The sequence below is a fragment of the Marivivens niveibacter genome (assembly GCF_002150005.2).
Classification (GTDB): Bacteria; Pseudomonadota; Alphaproteobacteria; order Rhodobacterales; family Rhodobacteraceae; genus Marivivens; species Marivivens niveibacter.
On sequence record NZ_MSPP01000001.1, the window covers coordinates 718,687 to 744,528 of the forward strand.

Consider the following 25,842-nt stretch of genomic DNA (forward strand, 5'->3'; position numbering starts at 1 on the left):
GGACTGTGGCGGCTGTTTACGGCAAAGCCATTGCAAATTTAGGGGAGTCTCAGATGACTATGAAACGTGTATTCACCGGCAGCCCGTTCGAAGAAAAAATGGCCTATTGCCGCGCTGTTGTTGCGGGCGGCTTCGTCCATGTTGCAGGCACCGTAGGTCAAGGCGACGATGTTGTTGAACAGTGCAAAGCCGCGCTGGCCACCATTTCTAACGCATTGAAAGAGGCAGGCAGCGACCTGTCCAAAACAGTGCGTGTGACCTACTACCTGCCTGATGCGGCAGAGTTTGAACCTTGCTGGCCAACCCTGCGCGAAGCATTCGGTGCGAACCCACCTGCCGCGACCATGATCGAGGCGAACCTGATCGACCCGAAATACCGGATCGAGATCGAAGTAACTGCGCTGGCAGGCTAATTTCTGCGCTATACCCTTGCGGGCACTGGACCTTTGGTGCCCGTTGGGACATAACGTGACTGACGAATTAAGGGAGCGGTCCATGGGCCTACTGAACTTCATTAAACGTGTTCTGACTTGGTGGGACGGTCAAACCATTGGCACCCAACTGTTTACTTGGCGCAAAGGCGTCAAAGTGGGCGAGGACGAGCAGGGCAATGTGTTCTACAAAACTCGTGACGATTCCCGCCGCTGGGTCATCTTTAACGGTGAAATCGAAGCATCGCGCATCGCGCCTGAATGGCACGGATGGTTGCATCGCACGTGGGATGAAACCCCATCTGAAAAACCTTTGGCACATAAAGCATGGGAAAAGCCGCATCAGGAAAACCTGACCGGTACTGCCTTTGCTTATGCGCCTTCCGGTTCGATCCGCCGCAATGACACGGTGGAACGTTCGGATTACGAGGCTTGGCAGCCCGAATAAGGATACCGCCTGAATGGCAACTTCCGTAACAGAAACCATAGTTGGGGCGGCTGTATTGGCCGTCGCCGGTGGTTTTTTGGCGTATTCATCGCAATTCGCGGATCTGGGCGGATCGGGTAGTTACGAACTTACCGCGTCGTTCCGTTCGATCGAAGGCGTCAGTGTCGGCACTGACGTTCGCATGGTTGGCGTCAAGGTTGGCCGCGTAACAGACATCGCGCTAGATACCGAATTATTCCGTGCCACGACCGTATTATCTCTACAGTACGGTGTGCCTGTGCCTGATGATAGCACCGCGATCATTGCGTCCGAAGGTTTGTTAGGTGGTAATTTCGTCGAAATTCTACCGGGTGCATCGTTCGATAACTACGCGGCTGGGGCCGAGATTTTGGATACCCAAGGTTCGGTAAGCCTTATGAATTTGCTACTAAAATTTGTATCGGGCGGAGGCGACGAATGATCCGCGCTATTGCTTTTGTAGCTGCTATGTTGGCAACCCCTGCGTTTGCACAGGATGCGGCCAATGCGAATGGCGCTGATCTGCGTTTGTTGGACAAAATCTCAGGTCAAGTGACCACGCTGAACCTATCGGTAGGGGATCGTGCGACAGTTGGCCATTTGCAGGTCGTTCTGAATGAATGCCGCTATCCCGTGGATAACCCGTCGGGTGATGCTTTTGCAGAACTGACAGCCTACTATAACAACCAAGCAGACCCCGTATTTGATGGTTGGATGATCGCCTCTGCGCCTGCGCTAAGCGCGATGGAACACCCCCGTTACGACGTTTGGGTTGTCCGCTGTATCACGTCCTGAGCGGACGCGACCGTTTCCACAGAATAAAAATCAGCCGGTTTTTGCAGGGCTTTGAATAATTGCGCGCGATAGTCGACGCGAGGAATTTCAATGCCACCCAATGACGCCAAATGCGGTGTCAGGAATTGCGTGTCAAACAGGGTATAGCCGCATTCCCGCAAATGATCGGTCAGCCAAGCCAGCGCCATTTTCGATGCATTTGTTCGGCGTGAAAACATGCTTTCACCGAAAAACGCGCTGCCTAATGCGATACCATAACTGCCACCAACGAGCGTTTCGCTTTCCCACACTTCGACACTATGGGCGACGCCTAGATCAAACAATTGGCTATATAGGTCAAAAATCGTATCGCTGATCCACGTTTCTTCGCGGTCTGCACAGCCTGCCATCACGTCCCGAAATGCGGTGTCATAACTGATGCGCCATTCGGATTTCCGCATCGCTTTGGCCAATGATCGCGAGATGTGGAATTGGTCTAATGGGATAATGCCACGCAGTTTGGGATCGACCCAGAAAATTTCAGGATCATCGCGGGATTCCGACATCGGAAATACCCCCGCCGCGTAGGCGTTGATCAATAATTCTGGGGTCAAGGCAGGGGGCGTGTCGCGCATGTTTGAACTTTACGCCCAAACGTTCCGCAAAAAAAGAGCGCGCCCCAATTTGGGGCGCGGTCTGATTAGTTTTCGATGTTGGCAGCCAGCCATTTTTCCAGCCAGTGAATGTTGTAATTCCCTGTTTGGATGTCTGGTTCAGCCAGCAGTGCGTGGAACAGCGGCACAGTGGTTTCGACGCCATCGATGATCAATTCGCCCAAGGCGCGGTTCAAACGCGCCAGCGCTTCGGTGCGGTCTGCGCCGTGAACGATCAGTTTGCCGATCAAGCTGTCGTAGTAGGGCGGGATGGAATAGCCCTGATACAGCGCCGAATCCATACGAACGCCCAAACCACCCGGAGCGTGGTACTGCGAAATCTTACCCGGACATGGGGTGAAATTCGGCAGACGTTCCGCGTTGATACGAACCTCAATCGCGTGACCGTTGATTTTCAGGTCGTCTTGGGTGAACGACAGTTTGTTACCAGCGGCAACATTGATCTGTTCGCGCACCAGATCGACACCAAAGATGCCTTCGGTCACTGGGTGTTCCACCTGCAAACGGGTGTTCATTTCGATGAAATAGAACTCGCCGTCTTCGTACAGGAATTCGATGGTGCCTGCGCCGGAATAGCCCATTTTGGCAATCGCGTTGGCACAGATGTCACCGATGCGCTTGCGCTCTTCTTCGGTGATGCAGGGGCCTGGGGCCTCTTCGAATACCTTTTGGTGGCGACGCTGCAGCGAACAATCGCGTTCGCCCAAGTGCACGCCGTTGCCCTGACCATCGCCGAACACCTGAATTTCGATGTGGCGTGGCTTCTGGAGGTATTTCTCCATGTAGACTTCGTCGTTACCGAAGGCCGCTTTTGCTTCGGAACGGGCGGTGCGGAACGCGGTTTCGATTTCTTTTTCCGATAGGGCAACCTTCATCCCGCGGCCACCGCCGCCGGCGGTCGCTTTGATGATGACGGGGTAACCCATGTCTGCCGCAACTTTTTTCGCGGTTTCCAGATCAGGCACACCGCCGTCAGAACCGGGCACAACTGGGATACCCAGCTCTTTTGCGGTTTCTTTTGCGGTGATTTTGTCGCCCATCATACGGATGTGCGCAGCCGACGGACCGATAAAGGTCAGGTCGTGATCTTCGACCACCTGAACAAAGGCCGCGTTTTCAGACAGGAAACCATAGCCCGGGTGGATCGCTTGGGCGCCGGTGATTTCGCAGGCCGAAATGATCGCAGGAAAGTTCAGGTAGGATGACGCGGACGAAGGCGGGCCGATACAGATCGCTTCGTCCGCCATGCGGACGTGCATCGCGTCGGCGTCAGCGGTCGAATGGACCGCTACCGATTTGATACCCATTTCGCGGCAGGCGCGCACGACCCGAAGGGCGATTTCGCCGCGGTTCGCAATGAGGATTTTATCGAACATTGGACAGGCCTTATTCGATGATAACCAGAGGCGCGCCGAATTCGACAGGCGATCCGTCTTCGACCAGAATGCGTTTCACGGTGCCCGATTTTGGCGACGGGATCTGGTTCATGGTTTTCATCGCTTCGACGATCAGCAGGGTGTCGCCTTCTTTGATGGACTGACCAACCGAAATGAATGCAGCTGCGCCTGGTTCTGGCGACAGATACGCGGTGCCGACCATTGGCGAAGTCACGGCGCCCGGGTGCGATGCTGGATCGTCGTTCGATGCAGCGGCAGGTGCAGGGGCAGCAGCGGCTGGCGCGGCGGCAGCAGGAGCTGCGGCGGCTGGGGCAGGGGCGGCAGCAACGGTTTGTACAACGTTCTGCTGACGGCTGACGCGGACGTTCAGGCTGTCGTTTTCACCGTAATCGCGAACAACCTCTAGTTCGGTCAGTTCGTTTTCGCGCAGTAGTTCCGCCAGTGCGCGGATAAAGCTCACATCGCCGTCGTGGCTGCGTTCTTTGCTCATAAGTGTCCTCGGCCTTTTTGCCATTACGTTGCGTCCGCAAGACGTTTTGCGGTTGATACGGGCTTATACGCCAAGGAACGGGGGCTGCAAAGCATATCCCATATCAAATTAGGGGGAATAAACGCGAACTGGCCCATGCACTGCACGGGCCAGTAAGAATGTTTCACATGAATGTATCTGCGTGAAAGATCAGATCGCCAGGTATTTGGCGCGCAGGGCTTCGTCCTCTAGCACCTCTTTGGCAGAGCCGTCGAACACCACGGTGCCCGTGTCCAAAATCACCGCGCGATCCGCCAAAGTCAGCGCCGCAACAGCGTTTTGTTCCACGATAATGGTCGTGATGCCCTGATCTCGGATGATGTTCAGCGTTTTCGCGATTTCCTGAACGATCACCGGTGCCAGACCTTCGTATGGTTCGTCCAGCAAAAGCACTTTGATGTCGCGGGCCAGAGCCCGTGCGATGGCCAACATCTGCTGTTCGCCGCCCGAAAGGGTTACGCCTTCTTGGGTGCGGCGTTCTTTTAGGCGCGGGAACAGTTCATAGATGCGGTCCAGCGACCAACCGATTGGCGGGGCGATTTGGGCCAGTTTCAGGTTTTCTTCGACCGTGAGGCCGGGGATGATGCGGCGGTCTTCGGGGACCAGCGCGATACCAGCGGCGGCGGCCTGATGCGATTTCATGTTGTGCAATGGCTGGTGGTCCAGCCAAATTTCACCATGTTTCAGTTCAGGATCATCCATGCGCGCCAAGGCTCGCAAGGTAGATGTTTTGCCCGCGCCGTTACGGCCCAGCAACGCCAGAATTTCGCCTTCGTGGATGTCAAAGCTGACGCCCTGCACGATATAGCTTTCGCCATAATAGGCCTGAATGTCCCAAACGCTGAGGTATTTGGGATGGGTGGCGGCGTTGTTCACATTTTTGTCGAACGGTTTGTTCATAATCAGCCCCCTTAGACCTGCGCCTCACCCAGATACGCTTCGCGTACTTTGGGGTGGCCTTTGATGTTTTCTGGCGTTTCTTCGACCAGCGGCGTGCCTTGGGCCAGAACGGTGATGCGTTCGGCCAAGGAAAACACAACGTGCATGTCGTGTTCGATGATCGCCATGGTGATGTCGCGCTTTTCCTTGATCTCTTTTAGCAGATCGATGGTGTTGTTGGTGTCAGCGCGCGCCATACCTGCGGTTGGTTCGTCCAGCAGCAACAGTTTCGGGTTCTGCACCAGACACATCGCCATTTCCAAACGACGTTTGTCACCGCGCGACATGGACCCTGCATGCATGTTGCGTTTGTCCAGCATGTTCACGTCAGCCAGCATTTGTTCGGCCTGTTCGACGATGTCTTTTTCGCTAGCCACGGCTTCGACTGCGTGCAGGCGGAATGCGCCGTCACGTTTGGCAAAGCAGGGGATCATCACGTTTTCGATCACCGACAGATCGGTAAAGATTTCCGGTGTTTGGAACACGCGGGAAATGCCCATCTGGTTGATTTCATGCGGTTTACGCCCCAGCACCGATTGCCCGTCGAACATAACCGAACCCGAATCCGGGATCAGTTTGCCCACCAGACAGTTCAGCAGGGTGGATTTACCGGCCCCATTCGGGCCGATAATTGCGTGAACGGTGTTTTCTTTGATGCTTAGGTTCACATCACCCAGCGCTTGCAAACCACCAAAGCGTTTGTTGACGCCTTTGACTTCTAGAATACCCATTTTGGTGTCTCCTTATTCCGCAGGCGTCTGCGATGTTTCTTCTTTGGATTTGCCGCGGTTTTTCATCCAGGAGCGAACGCGTTGACCGCCTTCGACCAGGCCACCAGGCAAGAAGATAACAACAAGCATAAAGATCAGACCCAAGGTGAGGTGCCAGCCTTTACCGATGAACGGGTAGATGATCGCAACGATCAGATCCTCTAGGCCGTCAGGCAGGAACGCGAACCAGCTGTGCAGGATGTCGCTGTTGATCTTGGAGATGATGTTTTCCATGTATTTGATCATACCAGCGCCCAGAACAGGGCCGAACAGGGTGCCGACACCGCCCAGAATGGTCATCAGAACGACTTCGCCCGATTGTGTCCAGAACATGCGTTCCGCACCAGCCAGAGGGTCCATCGATGCCATCAGTGCGCCAGCCAAACCGGCATACATGCCAGAGATGACAAAAGCTGCCAGCGTGTATGGTTTTGGGTTCACACCAGTGTAGTTCAGACGCTGCTGGTTCGATTTGATCGCACGCAGGGTCAGGCCGAACGGCGACCGGAAAATGCGGACGGACAGATAGAATGCGACCAGCATGATAAGAGCGCAGAAATAGTACCCAAAGTTAAAGGTAAATTCCCATGCGCCCACAGGCACCGTGGTGGATGCACGCATTTCGACGCCAAACAGCGATGGGGTCGGAATATTGCCTTCGGGCGTTGCGGAAATACCCAAGATGCGTGGATCGTCCAGCGCCAGCTGTAGGCCCGTTTCACCGCCCGTGATCGGTGTCAGAACCGAATAGGCCAGTGCGAACATCATCATCGCAAACGCAAGCGTCAGGATCGAAAAGTAGATGCCCGAACGGCGCAGCGACACATAACCAATGACCACAGCGAACAGGCCCGACATGATAACCGCCAGAATGATCGCAGGGATGACGTTCATGCTCAGCAGTTTGAACATCCAAACCGCCGAATAGGACCCAATGCCCAAGAATGCGGCGTGACCGAACGATAGGTAGCCTGTCAGGCCGAACAGAATGTTAAACCCGATGGCAAAGATGCCAAAGATAACAAAGCGTTGCATCAGGTCAGGGTAGCCCGCGTTGAACTGCGCCATGGCAGAGTCGACGGGGAACGGGTTCAGGATGAAGGGCGCGAAAATAGTTAGCGCCGCAACAACCAGCAAAATAGTGGTGTCTTGTTTGTTTAGACCCAGCATAATTATTCCTCCATCACGCCTTTGCGACCCATCAGGCCACGTGGACGCGTAAGCAGAACGATGATGGCGACCAGATAGATGATGACCTGGTTGATACCTGGGATGAGGTCGATGACTTCACGCATCGAGGCAAAGCTTTCCAGAATGCCCAGCAGGAACCCTGCCAGAACGGCGCCGCCCAGACTGCCCATGCCGCCGACAACAACCACAACGAACGACAGAACAAGGAAATCCATGCCCATGTGGTAGTTCGGCGGGTTAATCGGCACGTACATAACGCCAGCCAGACCAGCGACTGCAGCCGCGATGCCGAACATGATGGTGAAACGTTTATCGATATCGATACCCAGCAGACCTACAGTTTCACGGTCAGCCATACCAGCGCGTACAACCATGCCAAAGGTGGTGAATTGCAGGAATGCAAAGACACAGCCAATAACGATTGCAGCAAAGCAGAAGTAGATCAGGCGCCAGTAAGGATAGATGATGGTGTTAGGGTCCAGACCGATCATAGCGCCAAAATCAAACGATCCTTTGAACGCCTCGGGGGCGGCAGTTGGGATCGGGTTTGCGCCAAAATAGTACTTGATGACCTCTTGCAGCACGATCGCCAGACCAAAAGTCACAAGGATTTGGTCAGCGTGTGGGCGTTTGTAGAAATGTTTGATCAGACCGCGCTCCATGATGACGCCAACAAGGATCATCACAGGGATCGCAAACAGGATCGACAGCGGAACGGACCAGTCGATGATCGCAGCGCCGGCGGATTCGCCGAACCAATCATAGACATAGGGCACGTCTTCCTTGAGTGGATTGCCCAAAAAGTCGGTTTTGCCTTCGACCAGCACTTCGTGGCTGGCAGACAGGATACGGCTAAGCGTGACCGCGCAGAACGCGCCGATCATGAACAGCGCCCCATGCGCAAAGTTCACAACGCCCAGTGTGCCGAAGATGAGTGTAAGCCCCAGCGCAATCAGCGCATAGGCCGAGCCTTTATCAAGCCCGTTTAGAATTTGAAGAATAATAGCGTCCATTGTCCCACCTCTGAGGGTCGGATTGCATCATGCAGCCCAGTTTGTGCCGTAGGGGATTTGTTGATTGGCAGGCAGCGGTTGTGCTGCCTGCCTTTCGATAGGTCGATTAGGCGCCGTTGTTACAGGTGCCCAATGCGCCGCCCGCGAACTGCGGGTGATCGGATGCATAGGTGACCTGATCAACTGGCGTGACTTCGACGATTTCCACGAGATCGAATTCGTTCTCTGGGTTCTCTTTACCACGCACAACCAGAACGTCCTTGAAGCACTGGTGGTCTTCTGCACGGTACAGGGTTGGGCCGTTGCCCATGCCGTCGAATTCGAAACCTTCCAGAGCTTCGACAACTGCGCATGGTGCGAACGATCCTGCGCGCTGAACAGCATCTGCGTACAGCAGGGTCTGAACATAGCAGGTGTGTGCAGCCTGGCTTGGTGGGAAACCGTACTTTTCGCCGAACGATTTGACGAAAGCGTTGGTGCCCGAGTAGCGCGAACCCAGCTGGTTTTCGATTTTCCAGTCCCAGTTCTGCGAACCCAAGATGCCAGCGATGTTTTCGCCCGCACCGCGAGCCATCAGCTCCGAGTACAGTGGAACAACGATTTCGAACTTCTTACCGGCGACTTCTTGTGCGCGCAGACCGAACTGAACAGCGCTGGTCAGCGAGTTCACCATGTTACCGCCGTAGTGGTTCAGAACCAGAACGTCAGCACCCGACGAGATAACAGGAGCGATGTAGCTCGAGAAATCGGTCTGGGTCAGTGGTGTTTTAACGGTTGCAACAGTTTCCCAGCCCAGAGCTTCGGTCGAGGAACGAACCGCTTCTTCTGTGGTGTAACCCCAGTTGTAGTCAGCGGTCAGGTGGTATGCCTTACGGTCGGCGCCGTACTGATCAACAAGGATCGGAGCAAGTGCAGCACCCGACATGTAGGAGTTAAAGAAGTGGCGGAAACCGTTTGCACGGCGGTCTTTACCGGTGGTGTCGTTCGAGTGGGTCAGACCCGCCATGAACATAACGCCGGCTTCTTGACACAGTGCCTGAACAGCCACAGCCACACCCGAGGACGAACCGCCGGTGATCATGATTGCGCCGTCTTTTTCGATCATCGACTTTGCCGATGCGCGCGCTGCGTCCGATTTGGTCTGGGTATCACCCGTTACGTATTCGACTTTTTTGCCCAGAATACCGGTGCCGTCCAACGCCTTGGACGAGAAGGTCTGCAGCATACCGCCGTCGCCTTCGCCGTTCAGGTGTTCAACAGCCAGTTCATAGGCGCGCAGTTCGTCTGCGCCTTCATCAGCGTATGGGCCAGTTTGCGGTACGTTAAAGCCCAAGGTCACGGTGCTGCCGGTTGGCGCATTGGTGAAACCTTCGTGGCCAGCGGCACGCAGATAGGTTGGCAGTGTCAGACCAGCGCCAGCAACGGCACCGGTTTTCAGCACACCACGACGTGTGAAGTTTTTGGACATGTATATATCCTCCCTGATTTTGAAAAATCGCAGCCGGGCTCCTCTTCCCAACGGCGAATGCGCTTTACACGCCAGTCCAGTATCGGTGGCTTTTGGAAAATCTCGCAACAAACCGTTTGGATATAATGACTTTTTTGTAAATTTTGTCACAATACCGTGGTATGCATTGTAAATTGTTTTTCTCGCACCTGCGGAAAGGCACTGAAAACGTTAAAGGAATTGGATGCCACAGCGTCAGTTAACCGGAAGCCGGATTCGCGAACGGCGTATTGATTTGGAAATGCGGCAAACTGATCTTGCGCAGGCCGTTGGTATTTCCGCCTCCTATCTAAACTTGATTGAACATAACCGGCGCAGAATCGGCGGAAAGTTGTTGAATGACCTTGCGCGCGCCTTGCAGGTTGACCTTGCGGCGTTGACCGAAGGGGCCGAGGTCGCGCTATTGGATCAGTTACGCAGCGCCGCTGCGCAAGACCGTGGGGCAGGGGCGGAACTGTCCCGAACCGAAGATTTTGCAGGACGTTTTCCAGGCTGGTCCGGCTTGGTCACGCGTCAGGCCAAACGCATCACTGACCTCGAAGCACGTGTAAAAGTGTTGACCGACCGATTGGCCCATGACCCGCAGCTGGCAACGTCCCTGCACGAAGTCATCACGGCAGTGACCGCCATCCGGTCGACCGCGTCTATCCTTGTGACGGACAATGATATCGACCGCGATTGGGAAGAAAGGTTTCACCGCAATATATATGAGGACAGCCTCAAGCTTGCTGAATCGTCGCGCGCGCTGGTGTCTTACCTAGACACGCCTAGCGACGAAGGCGCCGCAGCGCTGTCCCCCCATGAAGAGGTCGAGGCCTATCTGGATGCCCAAGGGTTCCATCTACCTTACCTAGAAGAGGGCGGAGCGGCACACCACGCGCCGACCCTGCGATCCAAGGCAGCAGCCAGTATTTTGGCCGAATACCGTGCGACCTATTCCCAAGATGTGCGCGACATGCCTTTGGTCGTGTTTTCGCAGGCAGCGACTGAATTGGGGCATGATCCCGCGCTTTTAGCGGCGCGTTTTGGTGTGTCATTGGCGGCGGCAATGCGGCGTTTGGCGACTTTGCCCGAAACATTGGGGCATCCTGCATTCGGATTGGCGATGTGTGATGCAGCAGGCGCGATCACGTTGCAGCGATCAATCCCAGGGTTCAGTTTGCCACGGTCTGCAGCATCATGCCCGTTATGGCCGCTGTTTTCTGCGCTGAGCCAGCCAATGCAGCCAATCCGTCGCGACGTGCAGTTGCCCATCGAAGGTGGGGGCCGGTTCCGCTGTTATGCGATCGCGACCCCCGCAGGTGCCTTCAGCTTTGATACAGCGCCGACCATGCAGGCCGTCATGTTGGTGCGTCCGATTACGGCATCGGGCAGTCCTGCGGACCCTGTTGGCACCTCTTGTCGCATCTGTTCTCGTTCTGGTTGTCGGTCCCGTCGCGAACCGTCGATCCTGAATGATGACGCGGTGTGACCTATGTGACTTTAGGCGCGGAATTTTTTGACAGCGCGGTCCATTCCCGCAATAGTCACAGCAATAAAAACAATAGCTGACGTCTTGGGAGGGACTGACGCATGGCCAAACGCGTATTGGTGATCGAAGACGAACCCAATATCATCGAAGCAATCAGTTTCATTCTGTCCAGAGACGGATGGACGGTGCACACTCATTCCGATGGCACAACGGCCAACGAAAAAATCAAAGCAACACCGCCCGATCTGGTGATTTTGGATGTCATGTTGCCGGGCAAAAGCGGTTTTGACATTTTGCGCGACCTGCGTGATACGCCTGAAACCGCGCATCTGCCAGTATTGATGCTAACGGCGCGGGGGCAAACCCGTGACCGCGAAATGGCAGAGCGACTGGGCGTGTCGCAATTCATGACCAAACCATTTTCCAATGCCGAAGTGTTGGAATCTGTTCGGTCGTTGGTTCAGGCCTAGGGGCGGCCTATGGCGCTGCCTTCGGGAAAATTGACGTTTCTAGAACGGTCTGGTTACCGCAAGCGACGGATGCGGGATGTGGCGCGCGTGCTGCCAATCTTTGCGCTGTTACTGTTCAACATTCCGCTGTTGTGGCCGCGCGGGGATGTCGGCGTCTATGGAACCAGCCGCGCAGTAATTTTTATCTTTGTTGTCTGGGCGTTATTGATCGTTGTTACAGCAGGTTTGCTGTATCTGATCGGTGCAAAACAGTCCGAGGATATGCGGTAATGCTGTCGTTCAACGTCGTTGTTGGCGTCGCGTTAGCCTATGTTGTTTTTCTATTCGCCGTTGCCTTTGCTGCTGAACGCAGCGCGGATCGGGGCCATGTGAAATGGCTGCGGTCGCCGATGATCTACACGCTGTCATTATCCATTTACTGCACCGCTTGGACGTTTTACGGCGCGGTGGGCTATGCAGCGCGGTCTGGTCTGGAATATCTGACGATCTATCTGGGCCCGACTGTGGTGATGATCGGCTGGTGGTGGGTGCTGCGCAAGTTGGTCCGCATCGGACGCAGCCAACGCATTACGTCGATTGCCGATCTGATTTCGTCGCGGTTCGGCAAATCGACCGCGTTGGGCGTTTTGGTGACATTGGTCATGGTTGTGACGGCGACCCCATATCTGGCGCTGCAATTGCAGTCGGTGACTCTGTCGTTCGCGGTGTTTGCCAACGCATCTGGCGCCGTTTGGGTGACCGAGGATTTGACACGTTCCGCGCTGTGGGTCGCGTCGGGTTTGGCCCTGTTCACAATCGTATTCGGCACCCGCAATCTGGATGCGAATGAACGCCATCATGGTATCGTTTTGGCCATCGCGGTCGAAGCAGTGGTCAAACTCTTTGCACTTGTTGCGGTGGGTGTGTTCGTTATTTGGGGGATCGCGGGCGGCGTTGGGGAAACCTTGCGGTTGATTGACGCCTCTCCTTTGGCGGCGTGGGAACAACGCGCGGACCGCTGGCTGGGGCTGACGTTTCTATCTGGGGCTGCATTTTTAACGCTGCCGCGGATGTTTCAGGTGCTTGTTGTTGAAAACGCGGATGAAACGAACCTGATCACCGCCAGCTGGGCGTTTCCTTTGTATCTGATGGTCATGAGCCTGTTCGTGGTTCCCATCGCGGTTGTCGGCCTGAATGTTTTGCCAACGGGATCAAACCCCGACTTGTACGTTCTGACCATTCCATTGGCCGAAGGCCGCACAGGTCTGGCGATCCTTAGCTTTTTGGGCGGCTTTTCATCGGCAACATCTATGGTGATCGTGGCCACCATTGCGCTGGCGACCATGATTTCCAACCACATCGTCACGCCCATTTGGTTGTCGTCCAAAGGTGCAGGCGCCGTGGTGTCGGGGGACGTGCGGCAGCTGGTCATCGGGGCGCGTCGTTTGTCGATCGCGGGCGTTTTGCTGCTTGGATATATCTATTACCGCCTGTCGGGCGGTGGTGCGGCTCTGGCCTCTATCGGGTTGATATCATTCACGGGTGCAGTTCAGGTGCTGCCTGCGCTGATCGGTGGGATATTCTGGCGCGGCGCAACGCGCTGGGGCGCGGCGGCAGGCGTGTCGGTCGGATTTATCGTCTGGGCGTGGACGCTGTTTTTGCCATCCTTTGGGGATGCGATCATTTCGCAGTCGGTCATCGAAAATGGCCCATTTGGTATCGGCCTTTTGCGCCCACAGGCATTGTTCGGGATCGAAGGATTGGATGCCCAAGTTCACGCTGTGATGTGGTCCATGCTGCTGAACACATCCGCGTTCTTTTTTGCCTCGGTTATGACGTTTCCATTGCCTTTGGAACGGCTGCAAGGGGCGCAGTTCGTCAATATATATGACCATTCAGACGGTGCGCGGGCGTGGACAACATCCTCTGCCGAAGCCGAAGATCTGTTGGTTATGGCGCAGCGAATTTTGGGTCCCAGCGACGCCCAAGCCCTGTTTCAGGCCGAAGCGCAGCTACAAGGCAAGGCAGGGTATTTACCCGAGGTCACGCCCGATTTCGTCCAGCGTCTGGAACGCGAACTTGCGGGCTCTGTCGGCGCTGCAACGGCCCATGCGATGGTCGGCCAATTCATCCAAGGCGCATCCGTGTCGGTTGAGGATCTGATCGCCGTTGCGGACGAAGCCGCGCAGATCATGGAATATTCCAACCGACTAGAGGCGAAATCGGCCGAACAGGAACGCACAGCGCGGCAGCTGCGTTTGGCCAACGAAAAACTGACCAAGCTGTCGATTCAAAAGGACGCGTTCCTTTCGCAAATCAGTCACGAATTGCGGACGCCGATGACCTCTATCCGTGCGTTTTCCGAAATTTTGGGCGAGGGCGGCATGTCCGACGACCAGATCGGAAAATATTCTGGCATCATCCATGAAGAGGCCAAGCGCCTAACCCGTCTGTTGGATGATTTGCTGGATCTAAGTGTGTTGGAAAATGGTCAGGTCACTTTGAATATCAGTCGTGGTGATCTGGGCGATCTGATCGAACGGGCCATTGCCGCTAGCAATATTGCGACAGACACAATGCGCATTCGTTATTTGCGAACGGATGTTCCTATTGAGCTTGAAACGGATTTAGATCGGTTAAGTCAGGTGTTTATTAACCTGATTGTAAACGCCGCGAAATATTGCGACGCGCCCCGTCCAGAACTAAGGATTGTTCCGCATCAGGTGTCAGGCCGCTGGGTTGTGGATTTTGTCGATAACGGCACAGGGATTTCCGAAGAAAACCAACAGGTTATTTTTGAAAAATTCTCGCGTCTTGCTGACTCTGTGACTGCGGGGGGGGCGGGGCTTGGGCTCGCGATTTGCCGCGAGGTGATGCAGCGATTGGGCGGGGAAATTTCCTATCTGCCCGGGCAGGGTGGCGCAGCATTCAGAATTGTTCTGCCGGTTTGGTCCGATTAACGATTTGCTAAAGGTCGTGCAGGTATTTCCATGATGAAAGGTCATGGTGATGCACGAATCCGATCCCTCCATTTTATCGCAAATGCTGCGCAATCCCATTCCGCCAGAGCCTGCGCCCGGGCCCGACAGACTGTTACGGGTTGCATTTGAACGGGCGGCTGACGGATGTGGCCCTTTGACCGATCAGGCGGTCGGGATTGCCCTGACCAAAGTCGCATTGGATGATCTGCATTGTTTAGTTGATGAAACCTGCCTGATCGCTTCAATAGATCGCGGAGGTAAAACAGTGGGCGCAGTGATGTTATGCGCGGAACTGCGCAACGCGCTGGTAGAATTGCAAACCTGCGGTGCGGTACAGCCACGTGTATCGCCGCTGCGTGCATCAACACCTGTGGATTGGGCCTTGGTCGCGCCATTCGTGACCCAAGCCCTTGCAGAGTTGGAAGCAGAGGCCAGTGATGTCAGCGCATTGCAGGGGGCTAAGGGCGCAAAAACTGGTGCGATCATTCGTGCGGCGCGGTCGTTGACGATGTTATTGGCCGATGCAGACTATGACGTGATCACCGCGACATTCGATTTGGGCCATGATCGGATTGGACGTGTCATGTTGGCATTCCCCCCTGCGATCAAACCAAAGCCTGAAAAACCTGAAACACCGCCCGCTAAGGTAACTTTATCCACGGCAGTATTGGATGCGCCAACCTGTCTGGATGCCGTGTTGCATCGGATGAAGTTGCCTATTTCCGAGGTTGAGGAGTTCGATGTGGGGCAATTGGTTATGTTGAACGGCGCGGCCATCAATCATGTCGAATTGCTGGGGCCTGATCGGTCCTGCGTCGGCATTGCCCGATTGGGACAGATGTCCGGCCAAAGGGCTGTGCGTCTGGATGCAAAAACGCCGCCGGAAATGACCGACGGCGGAATTCCTGTTTCTAAATCGGTCAAAACGCCGATTTTAGCTGCCAGCGATTGCGGTGATCTGGGGGGCTAGGCCCGACAGATCGTATCCTGCGTTGCCAGTGGCGGTCATGATCTCTTCGACCGACATTTCTTTGGCCATGCCTAGCGACCAGACGATCGAGGACCGTGTGCCCGATGCGCAATAGGCCAATACTGGACCACCCGCCGATTTCAACGCCGCGATTTGGGTTTCAACCATATCCATGTTCAGCCCTGCGTGGGTGACAGGATTGACGGTGAACGCCAATCCGGCTTCTTTCGCGGCGGCTTCCATCGCGTCGGCCTGCCATTCTGGCGGGATCTCTGCGTCTGGGCGGTTGTTGATGATCGCCACGTAACCGGCCGCTTTGATTGCGGCCATGTCCTCGGGGGCGATCTGCGGCGATACAGCGTAGCTGTCAGTAATCGGTCGAATATCCATGTCGAATCTTTAAACCGCTGCAGCGGCCGCGTCTAGACGGGCTTTGACCATTGGTGAAATGTACATCCCAACGCCCATTGCCAGAACAAAGGTCGCGCCTTGCAGGCCGCCAAAAGATAGCGATGCGATCGCCGGACCGGGGCACAGGCCAACCAGGCCCCAACCCAGACCAAACAGGGTCGAGCCGATGATCAGATTGCGACCGATCACAGGATCAGGTTTAGGCGGGAACATACCGCCCAGCGCAGGGGTGCGGTTATTGGTCAAACTCCACGCGATGAACATCGGGATGATCGCTCCGCCCATAACAAAAGCAAGCGTTGGGTCCCATTCGCCGAATACATCCAGCCATCCCTGCACCTTGCGGGTGTCAGTCATGCCAGAAATGAACAGGCCGGTGCCGAACAGTCCACCAGAGATAAGAGCAAAAAGATTACGCATTAGACCCATCCCAGCAGGTGTTTAAAGATAACCACACCAAAGCCGCCTGCCATGATGTAGAAAACAGTTGCGGCGATGCCGCGCAGGCTAAGCCGCGAGATACCACAGACGCCGTGGCCAGATGTACAGCCGTTCGCCATGCGCGTGCCAACGCCAACCAATAGGCCTGCAATAATCACAGCCGCCAGGTTTGACGTTGCATAGGTTTCCGCCGGACCATCGCCGCGGATGTCACCTAACAACAATGCCAAAACAGTCGGCACGCCGAACAAACCGACGAGGAACCAAATACGCTCTTTGGCTTGGGATCCTGCGCTGCCGTCAACCAGCCCGCCTATGATTCCCGATGCCCCCATGATCCGACCGTTCACCAACAGGTAAACCGCGCCGGCAAGGCCGATGATCACACCACCGGCCAATCCGAAAAGCCAATCAATCTGCATTTTCTTTTCCGTTCGCTTGTTTCTGGGCAGAAATTGCAGCTCTGCCCAGTTTGGTTATTTGAATTTATGCCCAAAACGCTCTAACACGGCTGGACCCACGAGTTCGGACAGGGTGTTCATAACCACTGTGAATCCCGCGTTCGGCTTGATATATATTTGGATATTGAAATATTTCAAGTCCATTATATATCTTGGGTATGAGTTATGAGGGTGCGATGACAGACCTAGCTTTTACTGCTGATGAAATGAACCAAGCCGCCGACGAAGCCGCAGAGGTTCTAAAGGTTCTTTCGAACCCCGCGCGTTTACGCATTTTATGTGCTCTTTTGCCGGGCGAACGGTGCGTGAGCGATCTTGAGGAAATGCTGGGTGCGTCTCAATCTTATGTATCGGGCCAATTGGCGCGTATGCGGTCTGAAGGTTTGGTAACATGCGATCGCGATGGTCGAACAATCCACTATCGCATTGCAGACGAACGTATCGGGCCGATTTTAGAACGCTTATACGAAGTTTTCTGTCCCAAATCGCTTTGAGGCATGACATAGGTCATAGCTTTGTGACCTTGCTGGTTTTACACTTGTTGACGTTGGGGAAGTCCAATTCCTTAAAGGAGGAGTCAATATGCTGAAGAACCCATTCGAAGCACGTCTGAACGAAGTCCTTTCCAAGATCCAAAACAGTTCGGCAGGCCGCTACAAACACCAGCCTGCACTAAATGCTGTTTTGACAAACATGCGCGATAGCGGCCTGCCGATACCGCATCGTCTGGTTGAATTGAACAATTCGATGCTGGACGAAGCCGTCGAAGCGCAGTTCGATAATCTGCCCGTGTGACCTCGCGCGCCCAATTTTGAACCAAATGGCGGCAATTTCAGCGAAAATTAACGTTGTGCCCTTGATATGATTGAACGCTTTGGCACAATTGCCGAAATTGTGTTCTAGGGCAGGCGGGATATTTCGGTGAAATTGGTAAAATTCCGTATTTCGGATGGTATCGCTGTCGTCGCTTTGGAGTCAGGCCCAGTAAACGCGTTGACCCATCCTGTGCGCGACGCATTGTCAGACGTGTTCCATCGGATCGCGAACCGCGATGATGTGCGCGCGGTTTCTTTGACTGGCGAAGGCGTGACGTTTTCGGCTGGCGCTGACCTGCGGGATACATCTGACGTTTCCAAATCGCCGACATTGAATGAAATTTGCGAACAGATTGAAAACTGTTCCGTTCCTGTTGTCGCGGGTCTGCATGGGTCAGTTCTAAGCGGTGGTTTTGAACTGGCTATGGCCTGCCATTACCGCATTGCGTCACCCGATACCCATCTGGCGATGCCAGAGGTGACGTTGGGCATGATCCCCACAGGCGGCGCCACTCAACGTCTGCCGCGTTTGGCGGGGTTGGGGGTCGCTATGGATATGCTGATCCAAGGCAAACCAATTGGCGCCGAAGCCGCGAAAAAAGCGTCGGTGATCGATGGTGTGATCAACGGAAATGTTCAGGCTGGCACCATTCGGTTTGCCCAAGCGATCGCAGAGGCAGGCAAACCGGTGCGCCGCACCAGTGATTTACCTGTTAAACCAGATGGGCGAAGCTATTTCGCATCAATCAAAACCCGCCGTGCTGTAGCAGCCACAAGCCCGCTGATCGCGCCAAAGGCCATTCTGGACGCGTTAGAGGCCGCGGCGATGATGCCGTTTGATATTGGCCTGTCATTTGAACAGGGCCGCGCCGAAGACGTAATGTCCGATCCACAGTCTGCGGCACTACGGCGTTTGTTCGCGGTTGAGCGGAGATTGTCCGACAGTCTGATCGCGCGCGATCCCGAAACCCGCAAACGTATATTGGGTCCAACGGGGCAAAAGGTCGTCGAACGGTTGCAACGCGCGTTGGAAACGGCGCAAACCGCGATGCAGCAGGCCGGTATTTCCGAAATTTCAATCCAGAATGCGATGGCATCTTTGGGGTTAACGTCGCCCGTTGATAGAGAAAGCGGCCCCGGAAATGGCGCTGTCGCGGATCAGGTTCTGGGGGCCTTGGTGGCCGAGGGTGGCCGCATCATTCAAGACGGATTGGTGAACCGCGCTGCCGAATTGGATGCTGTAGCCGTATTCGGGTTGGGGTTCAGTCGCTGGCTCGGCGGGCCAATACAGGTCGCACAAACGCGCGGTTTGTTGCACCTGCGCAATCAAATGCGCGACTGGCAACAACACAGCCCCGTTTGGGCCGTGCCGCCGATGATGGAAGAAGCCGTAAAATACGCCTCGGGTTTCGATGGTCTGGTTCTAAAACGCGCCAGTTAACTCAAGCTGATGCCCAAGATCACTGCCATCAGGCCCAAGATCGAAAACAGCAAAGCGCCCAAATTGATCGGAATGATTTTGCCCAATCGTGCGCGCAGATCTTCGTCGTCTGTTGCGGCCTTGCGGGCTTTGCGCACCAGAACAACGGTAAATAGCAATCCGCAGATGCCGATGACGCTGACGGCGGCGCCGATCCAGATCAAAAGGTCCATGTGTTTCTCCTTTGCTGCGGGTGTTCGCCTAACGTGGGGGCGGGGACTTGGCAAGGGGGCGGGCAACAGCTAGGGATTGCGGCAACCCGAAAAGAGCAGGAGCCACCATGTCCGATTCCGTTACCGAAAGCGTTGCATCCCAAGAGTTGCGCCAGTTCATCGAACGTGTTGAACGCCTAGAGGCTGAAAAGAAAGATATCGCTGAAGGCATCAAAGAAGTGATGGCCGAAGCCAAAGGCCGCGGTTACGACACCAAAGTCATGCGCAAAGTGATTTCTCTGCGCAAACGCGATGCCAATGATATCGCCGAAGAAGAGGCGATTTTGGATATGTACAAAGCCGCTTTGGGCATGTCGTAAAAAATCAGGGGGCCGCGGCCCCCTTTTTTATGGTTCGATGAAACGAACCCCGTCCATTGTGGCGATAACATCGATATCTGCCTCGTAGGCTTCCGTCAGGGATTCGACGACGAATTCATCCCATTCCGGAATTTCGATATCTTCGATAATTTCTTCTTCGATCGCGAACCGTTCCAGAAACGTTGAAATGATCTTGCGTTTTTTCGTTTCCGTTTGCGGTGGGTGATCTTTGATATACGCAACAAAGCGCTGCATGCCTTCAGGCGACATGATTTCGCGTAGTAGATCAAAACCGCCCGTGATGCGCGTTGTGGGATCGACCCCCGATATTTCGCGGATCAATTGCGCCCAGATAAAGGGCGTATCTTCGTTGCACCAAACGGTGATCGGAATGCCGGGCGCATTTTCCTGAATGCGGCGGATAACGTCGGACCAACGGATGCTGTCCAATTCTGCGCCGCGCAGAAACGTATTTACGTCATCTGTTTTGGATTTCGCCAGCGTTGCAGGGATAAACGTCGCTGGGTCGCGAATACCCAGATAGAACGAAATTTTGTCATGCGGGAATAGGTCGCGCAGGGTCGCACATTTGGCCGATGCCAGTGAATAGAATTCACCGCCTTCAAAGATCCGATTGGGAACGCAGATGAAATCAGGGTTCGACAGGATCAACCTGCTGCCTTCTTGATCCTCTAAAATGGCATCAATCAAAATATCCCGCGTATCAGCAGCGGGCAGCATCCCATTGAGGTTATTCAATGTTTCCCGAACCAGCCTGCGATACCGATTGGGGCGCGGCACAACAATCCCATGTTCGGCATACCGATCCGCGTTTTTCAAAAGGCTTTTCAGTAGACGTTCTTCGTCTGTGCAACTTGCGCCGATGTGGAACGCAATTTCCAAGTGCCTGCTCCTTTTGTGCCTTCTTTGTGCGGGTCTAATATACGGTGATTTCTGGACAGGGAAACCGGTTTCGGCTAGGCGGTGATTTATGTCCGATGAAACTGCTCAGAATTACAGCCCTCTAGCACGTCGCATGTCGTTCGACCCATGGTCAACAGCGTCGATTCTGATTGCGCTGTTGGTGCTTGCGCCCATTGCAGCGGTGCTTTGGTTTGCGGCCACGCCGACCGACAATATCTGGCCGCACCTGATGTCTACCACGCTGCCGCGCTATTTGGGAAATACGCTGGTTTTAATGTCGGCGGTGGGCGTTGTGACAGCGGCGGTTGGGGCCGGGGCTGCTTGGCTGGTTGTGATGTACCAGTTTCCAGGACGACAGTGGATACAATGGGCGCTTCTTATGCCCTTGGCTGTGCCTGCCTATGTCGGCGCATATGCGTTGGTGGATTTGTTTGAATATGCGGGTCCTGTTCAAACGGCATTGCGTGACACATTCGGCTGGTCGCGACCGTCTGACTATTGGTTTCCTGCGGTACGCACGCGTTGGGCGGCGGTCGTGGTGCTGTCCGCGTCGCTATACCCATATGTCTATCTATTGGCGCGTGCTGCGTTTCGTGAACAATCCGGCGCAGGGTACGAAGTCGCCCGCGCATTAGGTGTGGGACCATGGGGCCGTTTTTGGCGTGTTGGTCTGCCTTTGGCGCGTCCCGCGATTGCAGCAGGCTGCGCCGTTGCGATGATGGAAACGGTCAATGATTTCGGCACCGTTGATTATTTTGCCGTTCAAACCCTGACCACGGGTATTTTTTCGACATGGCGTCAGGCAGGCAATTTGGGCGGAGCTGCGCAAATCGCGGTTCTGGTTTTGGGCTTGATCGTGATGCTGGTCACATTGGAAAAATTTTCCCGCCGCAAAAGCCGCTTTTTCACGTCGGCACGGGGTCAGCGCCCTGTGTCGCCTGTTGCGATCAAAGGTCCGGCAAAGTGGTTGGCCAGTTTCGTCTGTATCATCCCGCTGCTGATCGGCTTTGTCCTGCCGGTTTACGTTCTGTCGACCCATGCGATGGTCGCGGCAGAATGGGTTGCGCCAGGTTTGCTGCGGGCACTGGTCCATACGCTGGTCGTAGGCGGAGCTGCCGCGATTCTGACCGTGTTGGGCGGTGTCGTCATGGTCTATGGCGTGCGACTGTCAGGTAAAAACCTGCCTCGGATTTTGATGCCGGTCACTGCGATCGGATACGCCGCACCGGGGGCTGTTCTGGCATTGGGCATTTTTGTGCCATTGGCCGCAATTGATAACCGCGTTGCTGATGCGATCCTTTCGATCACAGGCTGGGACCCTGGTTTGATCATGACAGGTTCTGCTGCGGCTTTGGTGCTGGCCTATGTCGTGCGATTCTTTGCAATTGCCCAAGGCACTGCTGACGCTGCATTGGGCCGCGTTGCGCCCAGCTTGCCTATGGCGGCACGTTCATTGGGACAATCAGCAGGCGGCGTTCTGAACCGAATCTATCTGCCGCTGGTGCGCGCGTCGGTTGGGTCGGCTTTGTTGTTGGTTTTCGTGGATTGCGTCAAAGAATTGCCCGCCACACTGCTGCTGCGTCCGTTCAATTACAACACGCTTGCCACCCGCGTTTATGACAAGGCGAGCCTTGAAAACTTGACCGAAGCGGCCCCAGCAGCGCTGATGATTACGCTGGTCGGTTTGGCTGCCGTTGGTTTTCTTGCAAGAGCGAACCGATAGGGGTTGCAGCCCTCGATTTGTCAGGCTAATACCCCGCCCAGTGCCCCTATAGCTCAGCTGGTAGAGCAACTGATTTGTAATCAGTAGGTCCGCGGTTCGAGTCCGTGTGGGGGCACCATCAAATCCCAGACATCGACAGTATCGTGGTCATCGTAGATGGCTCATTGCCTTAGAATTCGGCCATGAGCGTGATGAATGCACCTTGGTCGTTGCGCGTCAGATCCGTCAGGTCATCCGAAAAATCGGTCGCGTTGTAACCGATGCCCAATGACACAGAATCTGTTACCTTGCGGCTAAGCGCGATCAGTGCGCCGCCTTGGGCGAAATCGGCATCCACGGCATTCAGATAGCGCAGTTCAACCAGCGCGTCCCATTCATGTGGCAGGTGGTATCGCGCATTGGCGATAGCAATCCATGCGTCATTATCGGTATAGGCCGATGCGGCGTCTGTGGCGCTTTGGCTGATGCGGGCGCCGATTTTGCCGCTGATTGTCCATCGGTCGGTCAAATCATAGATGGTGTTGATCGACGCGACATGGCTCCGCTGCAATGGCGCTGCGTCATCTGTGCCGTCTGTCGATTGGCCATAGTCATCGGCCAAATAGGTATAAGACGCCAATACGTTCAGGCGGTCATTCGTCGTCGGGCGGTAGGCGTATCCCAGTTTTGCACGCACATAGTCGCCAGCGGGCAGGGTGGCGTCATCGCCAATGGTTCGGATGCCATCAAAGCTAAGCAAGACACGCTTATCATCGTTGATGCGCACGATGCCGTCCATCACGACCGCAATCGTTTCGCGATCGACCTCGGTTGCGGATAGGGTTCCGTTGTCACGACGATATTCCAACAGTGCGCTGAAGGCGTTTTTGGTTTCATATGTCGCGTCATAGGCAAAGCTGATGGCGTTGCGGTCAAAATCGCCAGCTGGGTCGATGATACGCCCCGTTTCAAACGACGCGCTGATCGTTTCGCTGTTGGTCAGACGGTATTCAGCACCAAAGGTTGATCCAATAGATTGGTGACGGCCAAACATATCATAGCTGTTTTCGGAAAAAACATTCAGGTCAGAGGTCAGCTGAGAGGAACCGCCAGTGATGAAACGTCCTTTGTCGCGGCCGACCAAATCCACGCCGCTGATGGTGCGCCCTGCAGCCAGTTCATAGCCGAAGTAGGTTGTCGTTGTGCCATTGTCGTAATCCAGTCGCAGCAGGCCGCCCGTGCCGTCGGTGCCAGTCGAAACTTCCGCAGCAGCGGATAGGGTGTCTGTAAACGCATAAGACGCACCAATGCCGATACGGTCGTTGCGCGATAAAGCGCCAGACTGGTGCAGAGTCGACTGGCCGAATGCATATGCGGATAAGTCATCGTTCGGCGCATAGGTCGCTTTTACTGCGGCATCGGTGCGACGACCGTTTTCTGTTGGATTAGATGTATCGGTTTTGTCGGTGTGGCTGATACCGAAATCCAGTTCCCATCGGTCAGACACCGCATAGGACAATTCGCCGATCACCTCGGTTTCTTTCGATTGACCCGATTGAATGCGCTCTGCGGCAATGCCCCAGGCTAGGCGATCAGATACATTGACTGTGACGTCGAACCCTGTCGTGGTTTGGTCCGTTTGGAATTGGCGGTCAGGTGTCGAAAACCCAGCCGAATACCGCTCCGACCAAAGACGCAGCTGACCATCAGCATCTGCGCCTAGATCGCTCAGCGCCATTTCTGCATTCAATTTGAATGCGCGCCCGTTGCCCGCGGTTGGCGTGGTGGTTTCGTAAATACTGCCGCCGTCTGCAGAAAACTCTGCGCCATATCCTGGGCCGCGTGTCATCGCAGCCTCTGCTGTGATGACGCTGCTTTCGCCAAAATGATACGCTATATCAACGCCCTGCGCGGTCTGATCGGCAGAACCAGTTCTGTCGACAGTCGCTGTTGCGCCGATTTGCAGCCGATCATTTGCCCACCCTTCGACGCGGGTACCATAGGCATATCCGTCGATGTCATCGCCCGTCGGCGCATAGTCATACTGAACGACCAAAGATTGCGTGTTTTGGTCGGACGCTGCCGCGACCAAAGCGCCATCGTCCACAACGGCCGCAGATAGCGGGGCGGCCAATGTAATCAGGCCTTGGGTATAGTTGATGTCGTAATCGGTGCCCGCAGTTAGGTATCGGCGGGAAATCACGCGACCGGTGTCAGGGTCCGCCACGACGATAGAGGCAATCTCTGATCCGGGAGCGATGAATTGTTCGTTGAGGAAATAGACCGAGCCGCCCGTGCCGCGCAGGATGTCTCGGTTTGAGAGCGAATCCGGCGTTGCCGCATAAGCCGAAACCGTTAAACGCGGGTCGCCATTTGTTGTGCGGCTGGGCATTTCATAGCGACCCGACGCACCATAGATGGCCCGTTCGTTGCGCATCAATTCGGTGCTGGTTAGCGGAGCGCGTGCATTGCCCCACATCACATATGATCCATCGCGTTCGGCGCGCAGATAAAAACGACCATCGGTTGGCGCATCGTTGGTCGCGGTGCTGTCGTCGCCATATGTCGCGTAGGCCAAATCGGGATTCAGGCGCGCCAATAGGTTCAGCGGGTCTGACTGAGCGAAACCATTAAACAGCTGATCGACGGGTCGTTCACCCGTGTCTGCCGCGCCAACAAAGGACCAACCGTTTGCGGTACGGCCTCTGGTATAAAATGCGATTTGGCCGCGGTTCCATGTATCGCCTGATGACAATGACTTGCCATAGGTAAGCTCGGCTCGGCCCGTGGTTTCCCATTCACCGTTCGGGATAGTGATGACGGGGGAAACAGATGCCGCACCATTGGCCGAGGCCGTAATGACATGGCTGCCTACTGGCAAAATGCGTTGGATCACGGCGCGGCCATTTGGGCCGGCGGTGTATTGATCACCAAACGCGTTCAGTGACGCGCCTGCGGGTAAATCCGTCGCGCTGACCGTCACCGCTCCACCTGTAACAGCGATAGACCGATGTGCCAAAGACAGCGATGTATCAAAAGAGCGGTCGGTATCGACAGGGATCGCAACGGTTTCGTCATAGCGCCCATTTTGCCCATAGACCCGCAACGCGATCCGCTGATTTTCCTGCGTAGCAATGGTCACATTTTGGCCGATAGGGGCAGGGTGGACCGACACCAGTTTCCCGCCGTCATAAATGCGCAATTCGCTGGCCGATATAAACGCTGGATAGTTGGACAGCGTTTGAATAGTTGCACGGCCTTGATCTACGCGGATCGACATATCCAATACGCGCGGCGTCGCCAGTCCATCGGCGATGACATCGATGCGTCCCTGCTGCAATTGCGGGATTTGGCGATCTGGCAGGGTGTTGGCCAGCGCACGGTCACCTGACACGGGCGCACCGCCGACGACGATTGCAAAACCAGCCCCATCTTGGGCCACACCGGCAGAGCCGATGATCGCGGCGGTAGACAGTAAAAGGGCAAAGCGGCGTTTGGTGGTCATCATTGCTCT

Annotated in this window: 28 protein-coding genes and 1 tRNA gene; 15 read left to right on the plus strand and 14 right to left on the minus strand. The window is 55.2% G+C overall.

The features are described from left to right. Positions 1–53: 53 nt before the first annotated feature. The 4 genes from BVC71_RS03505 (at position 54) to BVC71_RS03520 (ending at position 1,692) form a co-directional block, all read left to right on the plus strand. Entirely contained in the window at positions 54–413 is a 360-nt protein-coding gene (locus tag BVC71_RS03505; RefSeq protein WP_086450221.1) for a RidA family protein, read from the plus strand. Positions 414–495: 82 nt separating this feature from the next. Continuing rightward, positions 496–879 carry an NADH:ubiquinone oxidoreductase subunit NDUFA12 gene (locus tag BVC71_RS03510; protein WP_086450222.1) on the plus strand — a complete coding sequence of 128 codons (384 nt, stop codon included), beginning with the start codon at positions 496–498 and terminating at the stop codon, positions 877–879. A gap of 13 nt (positions 880–892) precedes the next feature. Next, entirely contained in the window at positions 893–1,339 is a 447-nt protein-coding gene (mlaD, locus tag BVC71_RS03515) for an outer membrane lipid asymmetry maintenance protein MlaD (RefSeq protein WP_086450223.1), read from the plus strand. Further along, a complete protein-coding gene (locus tag BVC71_RS03520; RefSeq protein ID WP_086450224.1) occupies positions 1,336–1,692 on the plus strand; it encodes a DUF2155 domain-containing protein in 357 nt (118 codons plus the stop codon). The genes mlaD and BVC71_RS03520 overlap by 4 nt, the downstream gene beginning before the upstream one ends. Here BVC71_RS03520 and aat read toward each other — a convergent pair. The 8 genes from aat to BVC71_RS03560 form a co-directional block, all read right to left on the minus strand. Then, positions 1,656–2,306, minus strand: coding sequence for a leucyl/phenylalanyl-tRNA--protein transferase (aat, locus tag BVC71_RS03525; protein WP_086450225.1), 651 nt, complete (start codon positions 2,304–2,306; stop codon positions 1,656–1,658). The genes BVC71_RS03520 and aat overlap by 37 nt on opposite strands. Positions 2,307–2,371: 65 nt before the next feature. Beyond that, a complete protein-coding gene (gene accC, locus BVC71_RS03530; protein WP_086450226.1) occupies positions 2,372–3,721 on the minus strand; it encodes an acetyl-CoA carboxylase biotin carboxylase subunit in 1,350 nt (449 codons plus the stop codon). Between the two features lie 10 nt (positions 3,722–3,731). Then, entirely contained in the window at positions 3,732–4,232 is a 501-nt protein-coding gene (accB, locus tag BVC71_RS03535) for an acetyl-CoA carboxylase biotin carboxyl carrier protein (RefSeq protein WP_086450227.1), read from the minus strand. Between the two features lie 189 nt (positions 4,233–4,421). Beyond that, positions 4,422–5,171: an ABC transporter ATP-binding protein gene (locus BVC71_RS03540; RefSeq protein ID WP_086450228.1), complete on the minus strand. Its 750-nt coding sequence runs from the start codon at positions 5,169–5,171 to the stop codon at positions 4,422–4,424. 11 nt (positions 5,172–5,182) lie between these two features. Beyond that, positions 5,183–5,941 carry an ABC transporter ATP-binding protein gene (locus BVC71_RS03545; RefSeq protein ID WP_086450229.1) on the minus strand — a complete coding sequence of 253 codons (759 nt, stop codon included), beginning with the start codon at positions 5,939–5,941 and terminating at the stop codon, positions 5,183–5,185. 12 nt (positions 5,942–5,953) lie between these two features. Beyond that, positions 5,954–7,150 carry a branched-chain amino acid ABC transporter permease gene (locus BVC71_RS03550; protein WP_086450230.1) on the minus strand — a complete coding sequence of 399 codons (1,197 nt, stop codon included), beginning with the start codon at positions 7,148–7,150 and terminating at the stop codon, positions 5,954–5,956. Positions 7,151–7,152: 2 nt separating this feature from the next. Beyond that, positions 7,153–8,184 (minus strand): branched-chain amino acid ABC transporter permease, encoded by a 1,032-nt coding sequence (locus BVC71_RS03555; protein ID WP_086450231.1) that lies wholly within the window; start codon positions 8,182–8,184, stop codon positions 7,153–7,155. A gap of 106 nt (positions 8,185–8,290) precedes the next feature. Further along, entirely contained in the window at positions 8,291–9,652 is a 1,362-nt protein-coding gene (locus tag BVC71_RS03560; RefSeq protein WP_086450232.1) for a substrate-binding protein, read from the minus strand. Between the two features lie 223 nt (positions 9,653–9,875). Between BVC71_RS03560 and BVC71_RS03565 the strand changes: the two genes are divergently transcribed. The 5 genes from BVC71_RS03565 to BVC71_RS03585 all read left to right on the plus strand — a co-directional run bounded on the left by BVC71_RS03565 (position 9,876) and on the right by BVC71_RS03585 (position 15,562). After that, a complete protein-coding gene (locus BVC71_RS03565; RefSeq protein ID WP_086450233.1) occupies positions 9,876–11,162 on the plus strand; it encodes a helix-turn-helix transcriptional regulator in 1,287 nt (428 codons plus the stop codon). Positions 11,163–11,263: 101 nt separating this feature from the next. Next, positions 11,264–11,632, plus strand: coding sequence for a response regulator transcription factor (locus BVC71_RS03570; protein WP_086450234.1), 369 nt, complete (start codon positions 11,264–11,266; stop codon positions 11,630–11,632). A 9-nt stretch (positions 11,633–11,641) separates the two neighbouring features. Then, a complete protein-coding gene (locus BVC71_RS03575) occupies positions 11,642–11,902 on the plus strand; it encodes a hypothetical protein (RefSeq protein ID WP_086450235.1) in 261 nt (86 codons plus the stop codon). Further along, complete coding sequence (locus BVC71_RS03580) at positions 11,902–14,571, plus strand: sensor histidine kinase (RefSeq protein ID WP_086450236.1); 2,670 nt, start codon at positions 11,902–11,904, stop codon at positions 14,569–14,571. Before BVC71_RS03575 ends, BVC71_RS03580 begins: the two co-directional genes overlap by 1 nt. A 49-nt stretch (positions 14,572–14,620) precedes the next feature. After that, positions 14,621–15,562 carry a FliM/FliN family flagellar motor C-terminal domain-containing protein gene (locus tag BVC71_RS03585; RefSeq protein WP_165767715.1) on the plus strand — a complete coding sequence of 314 codons (942 nt, stop codon included), beginning with the start codon at positions 14,621–14,623 and terminating at the stop codon, positions 15,560–15,562. Here BVC71_RS03585 and BVC71_RS03590 read toward each other — a convergent pair. Genes BVC71_RS03590 through BVC71_RS03600 form a run of 3 tightly spaced genes read right to left on the minus strand, consistent with a single transcriptional unit; the run spans position 15,527 to position 16,836 of the window. Beyond that, entirely contained in the window at positions 15,527–15,952 is a 426-nt protein-coding gene (locus BVC71_RS03590) for a protein tyrosine phosphatase family protein (RefSeq protein WP_086450238.1), read from the minus strand. The genes BVC71_RS03585 and BVC71_RS03590 overlap by 36 nt on opposite strands. 9 nt (positions 15,953–15,961) lie before the next feature. Further along, the gene (locus tag BVC71_RS03595) at positions 15,962–16,393 is read right to left on the minus strand and encodes a DUF6691 family protein (RefSeq protein WP_086450668.1); all 432 of its coding nucleotides are present in this window, start codon (positions 16,391–16,393) and stop codon (positions 15,962–15,964) included. Beyond that, positions 16,393–16,836, minus strand: coding sequence for a YeeE/YedE family protein (locus BVC71_RS03600; RefSeq protein WP_086450239.1), 444 nt, complete (start codon positions 16,834–16,836; stop codon positions 16,393–16,395). The genes BVC71_RS03595 and BVC71_RS03600 overlap by 1 nt, the downstream gene beginning before the upstream one ends. Positions 16,837–17,051: 215 nt before the next feature. Between BVC71_RS03600 and BVC71_RS03605 the strand changes: the two genes are divergently transcribed. From BVC71_RS03605 to BVC71_RS03615, 3 genes are all read left to right on the plus strand, one after another. Next, a complete protein-coding gene (locus BVC71_RS03605; protein WP_086450669.1) occupies positions 17,052–17,369 on the plus strand; it encodes an ArsR/SmtB family transcription factor in 318 nt (105 codons plus the stop codon). A gap of 88 nt (positions 17,370–17,457) precedes the next feature. Beyond that, on the plus strand, positions 17,458–17,670 hold the full coding sequence (locus BVC71_RS03610; protein WP_086450240.1) for a hypothetical protein: 213 nt from the start codon (positions 17,458–17,460) through the stop codon (positions 17,668–17,670). 126 nt (positions 17,671–17,796) lie between these two features. Further along, entirely contained in the window at positions 17,797–19,131 is a 1,335-nt protein-coding gene (locus BVC71_RS03615; RefSeq protein WP_165767717.1) for an enoyl-CoA hydratase-related protein, read from the plus strand. Here the strand turns inward: BVC71_RS03615 and BVC71_RS03620 are convergent. Beyond that, a complete protein-coding gene (locus BVC71_RS03620; protein WP_086450242.1) occupies positions 19,128–19,343 on the minus strand; it encodes a hypothetical protein in 216 nt (71 codons plus the stop codon). The two genes, BVC71_RS03615 and BVC71_RS03620, sit on opposite strands and share 4 nt — an antisense overlap. A gap of 107 nt (positions 19,344–19,450) precedes the next feature. On the opposite strand from BVC71_RS03620, the gene BVC71_RS03625 reads away from it, so the two are divergent. Next, positions 19,451–19,702 carry a DUF2312 domain-containing protein gene (locus BVC71_RS03625; RefSeq protein WP_086450243.1) on the plus strand — a complete coding sequence of 84 codons (252 nt, stop codon included), beginning with the start codon at positions 19,451–19,453 and terminating at the stop codon, positions 19,700–19,702. Between the two features lie 27 nt (positions 19,703–19,729). Here BVC71_RS03625 and BVC71_RS03630 read toward each other — a convergent pair whose 3' ends face one another. Further along, complete coding sequence (locus BVC71_RS03630; protein ID WP_086450244.1) at positions 19,730–20,605, minus strand: hypothetical protein; 876 nt, start codon at positions 20,603–20,605, stop codon at positions 19,730–19,732. A gap of 88 nt (positions 20,606–20,693) precedes the next feature. On the opposite strand from BVC71_RS03630, the gene BVC71_RS03635 reads away from it, so the two are divergent. Continuing rightward, on the plus strand, positions 20,694–22,349 hold the full coding sequence (locus tag BVC71_RS03635) for an ABC transporter permease (RefSeq protein WP_086450245.1): 1,656 nt from the start codon (positions 20,694–20,696) through the stop codon (positions 22,347–22,349). Positions 22,350–22,391: 42 nt separating this feature from the next. After that, positions 22,392–22,467, plus strand: a tRNA-Thr gene (locus BVC71_RS03640). A gap of 51 nt (positions 22,468–22,518) precedes the next feature. Here BVC71_RS03640 and BVC71_RS03645 read toward each other — a convergent pair. Next, positions 22,519–25,836 (minus strand): RHS repeat domain-containing protein, encoded by a 3,318-nt coding sequence (locus BVC71_RS03645; protein WP_086450246.1) that lies wholly within the window; start codon positions 25,834–25,836, stop codon positions 22,519–22,521. Between the last annotated feature and the right edge of the window lie 6 nt (positions 25,837–25,842).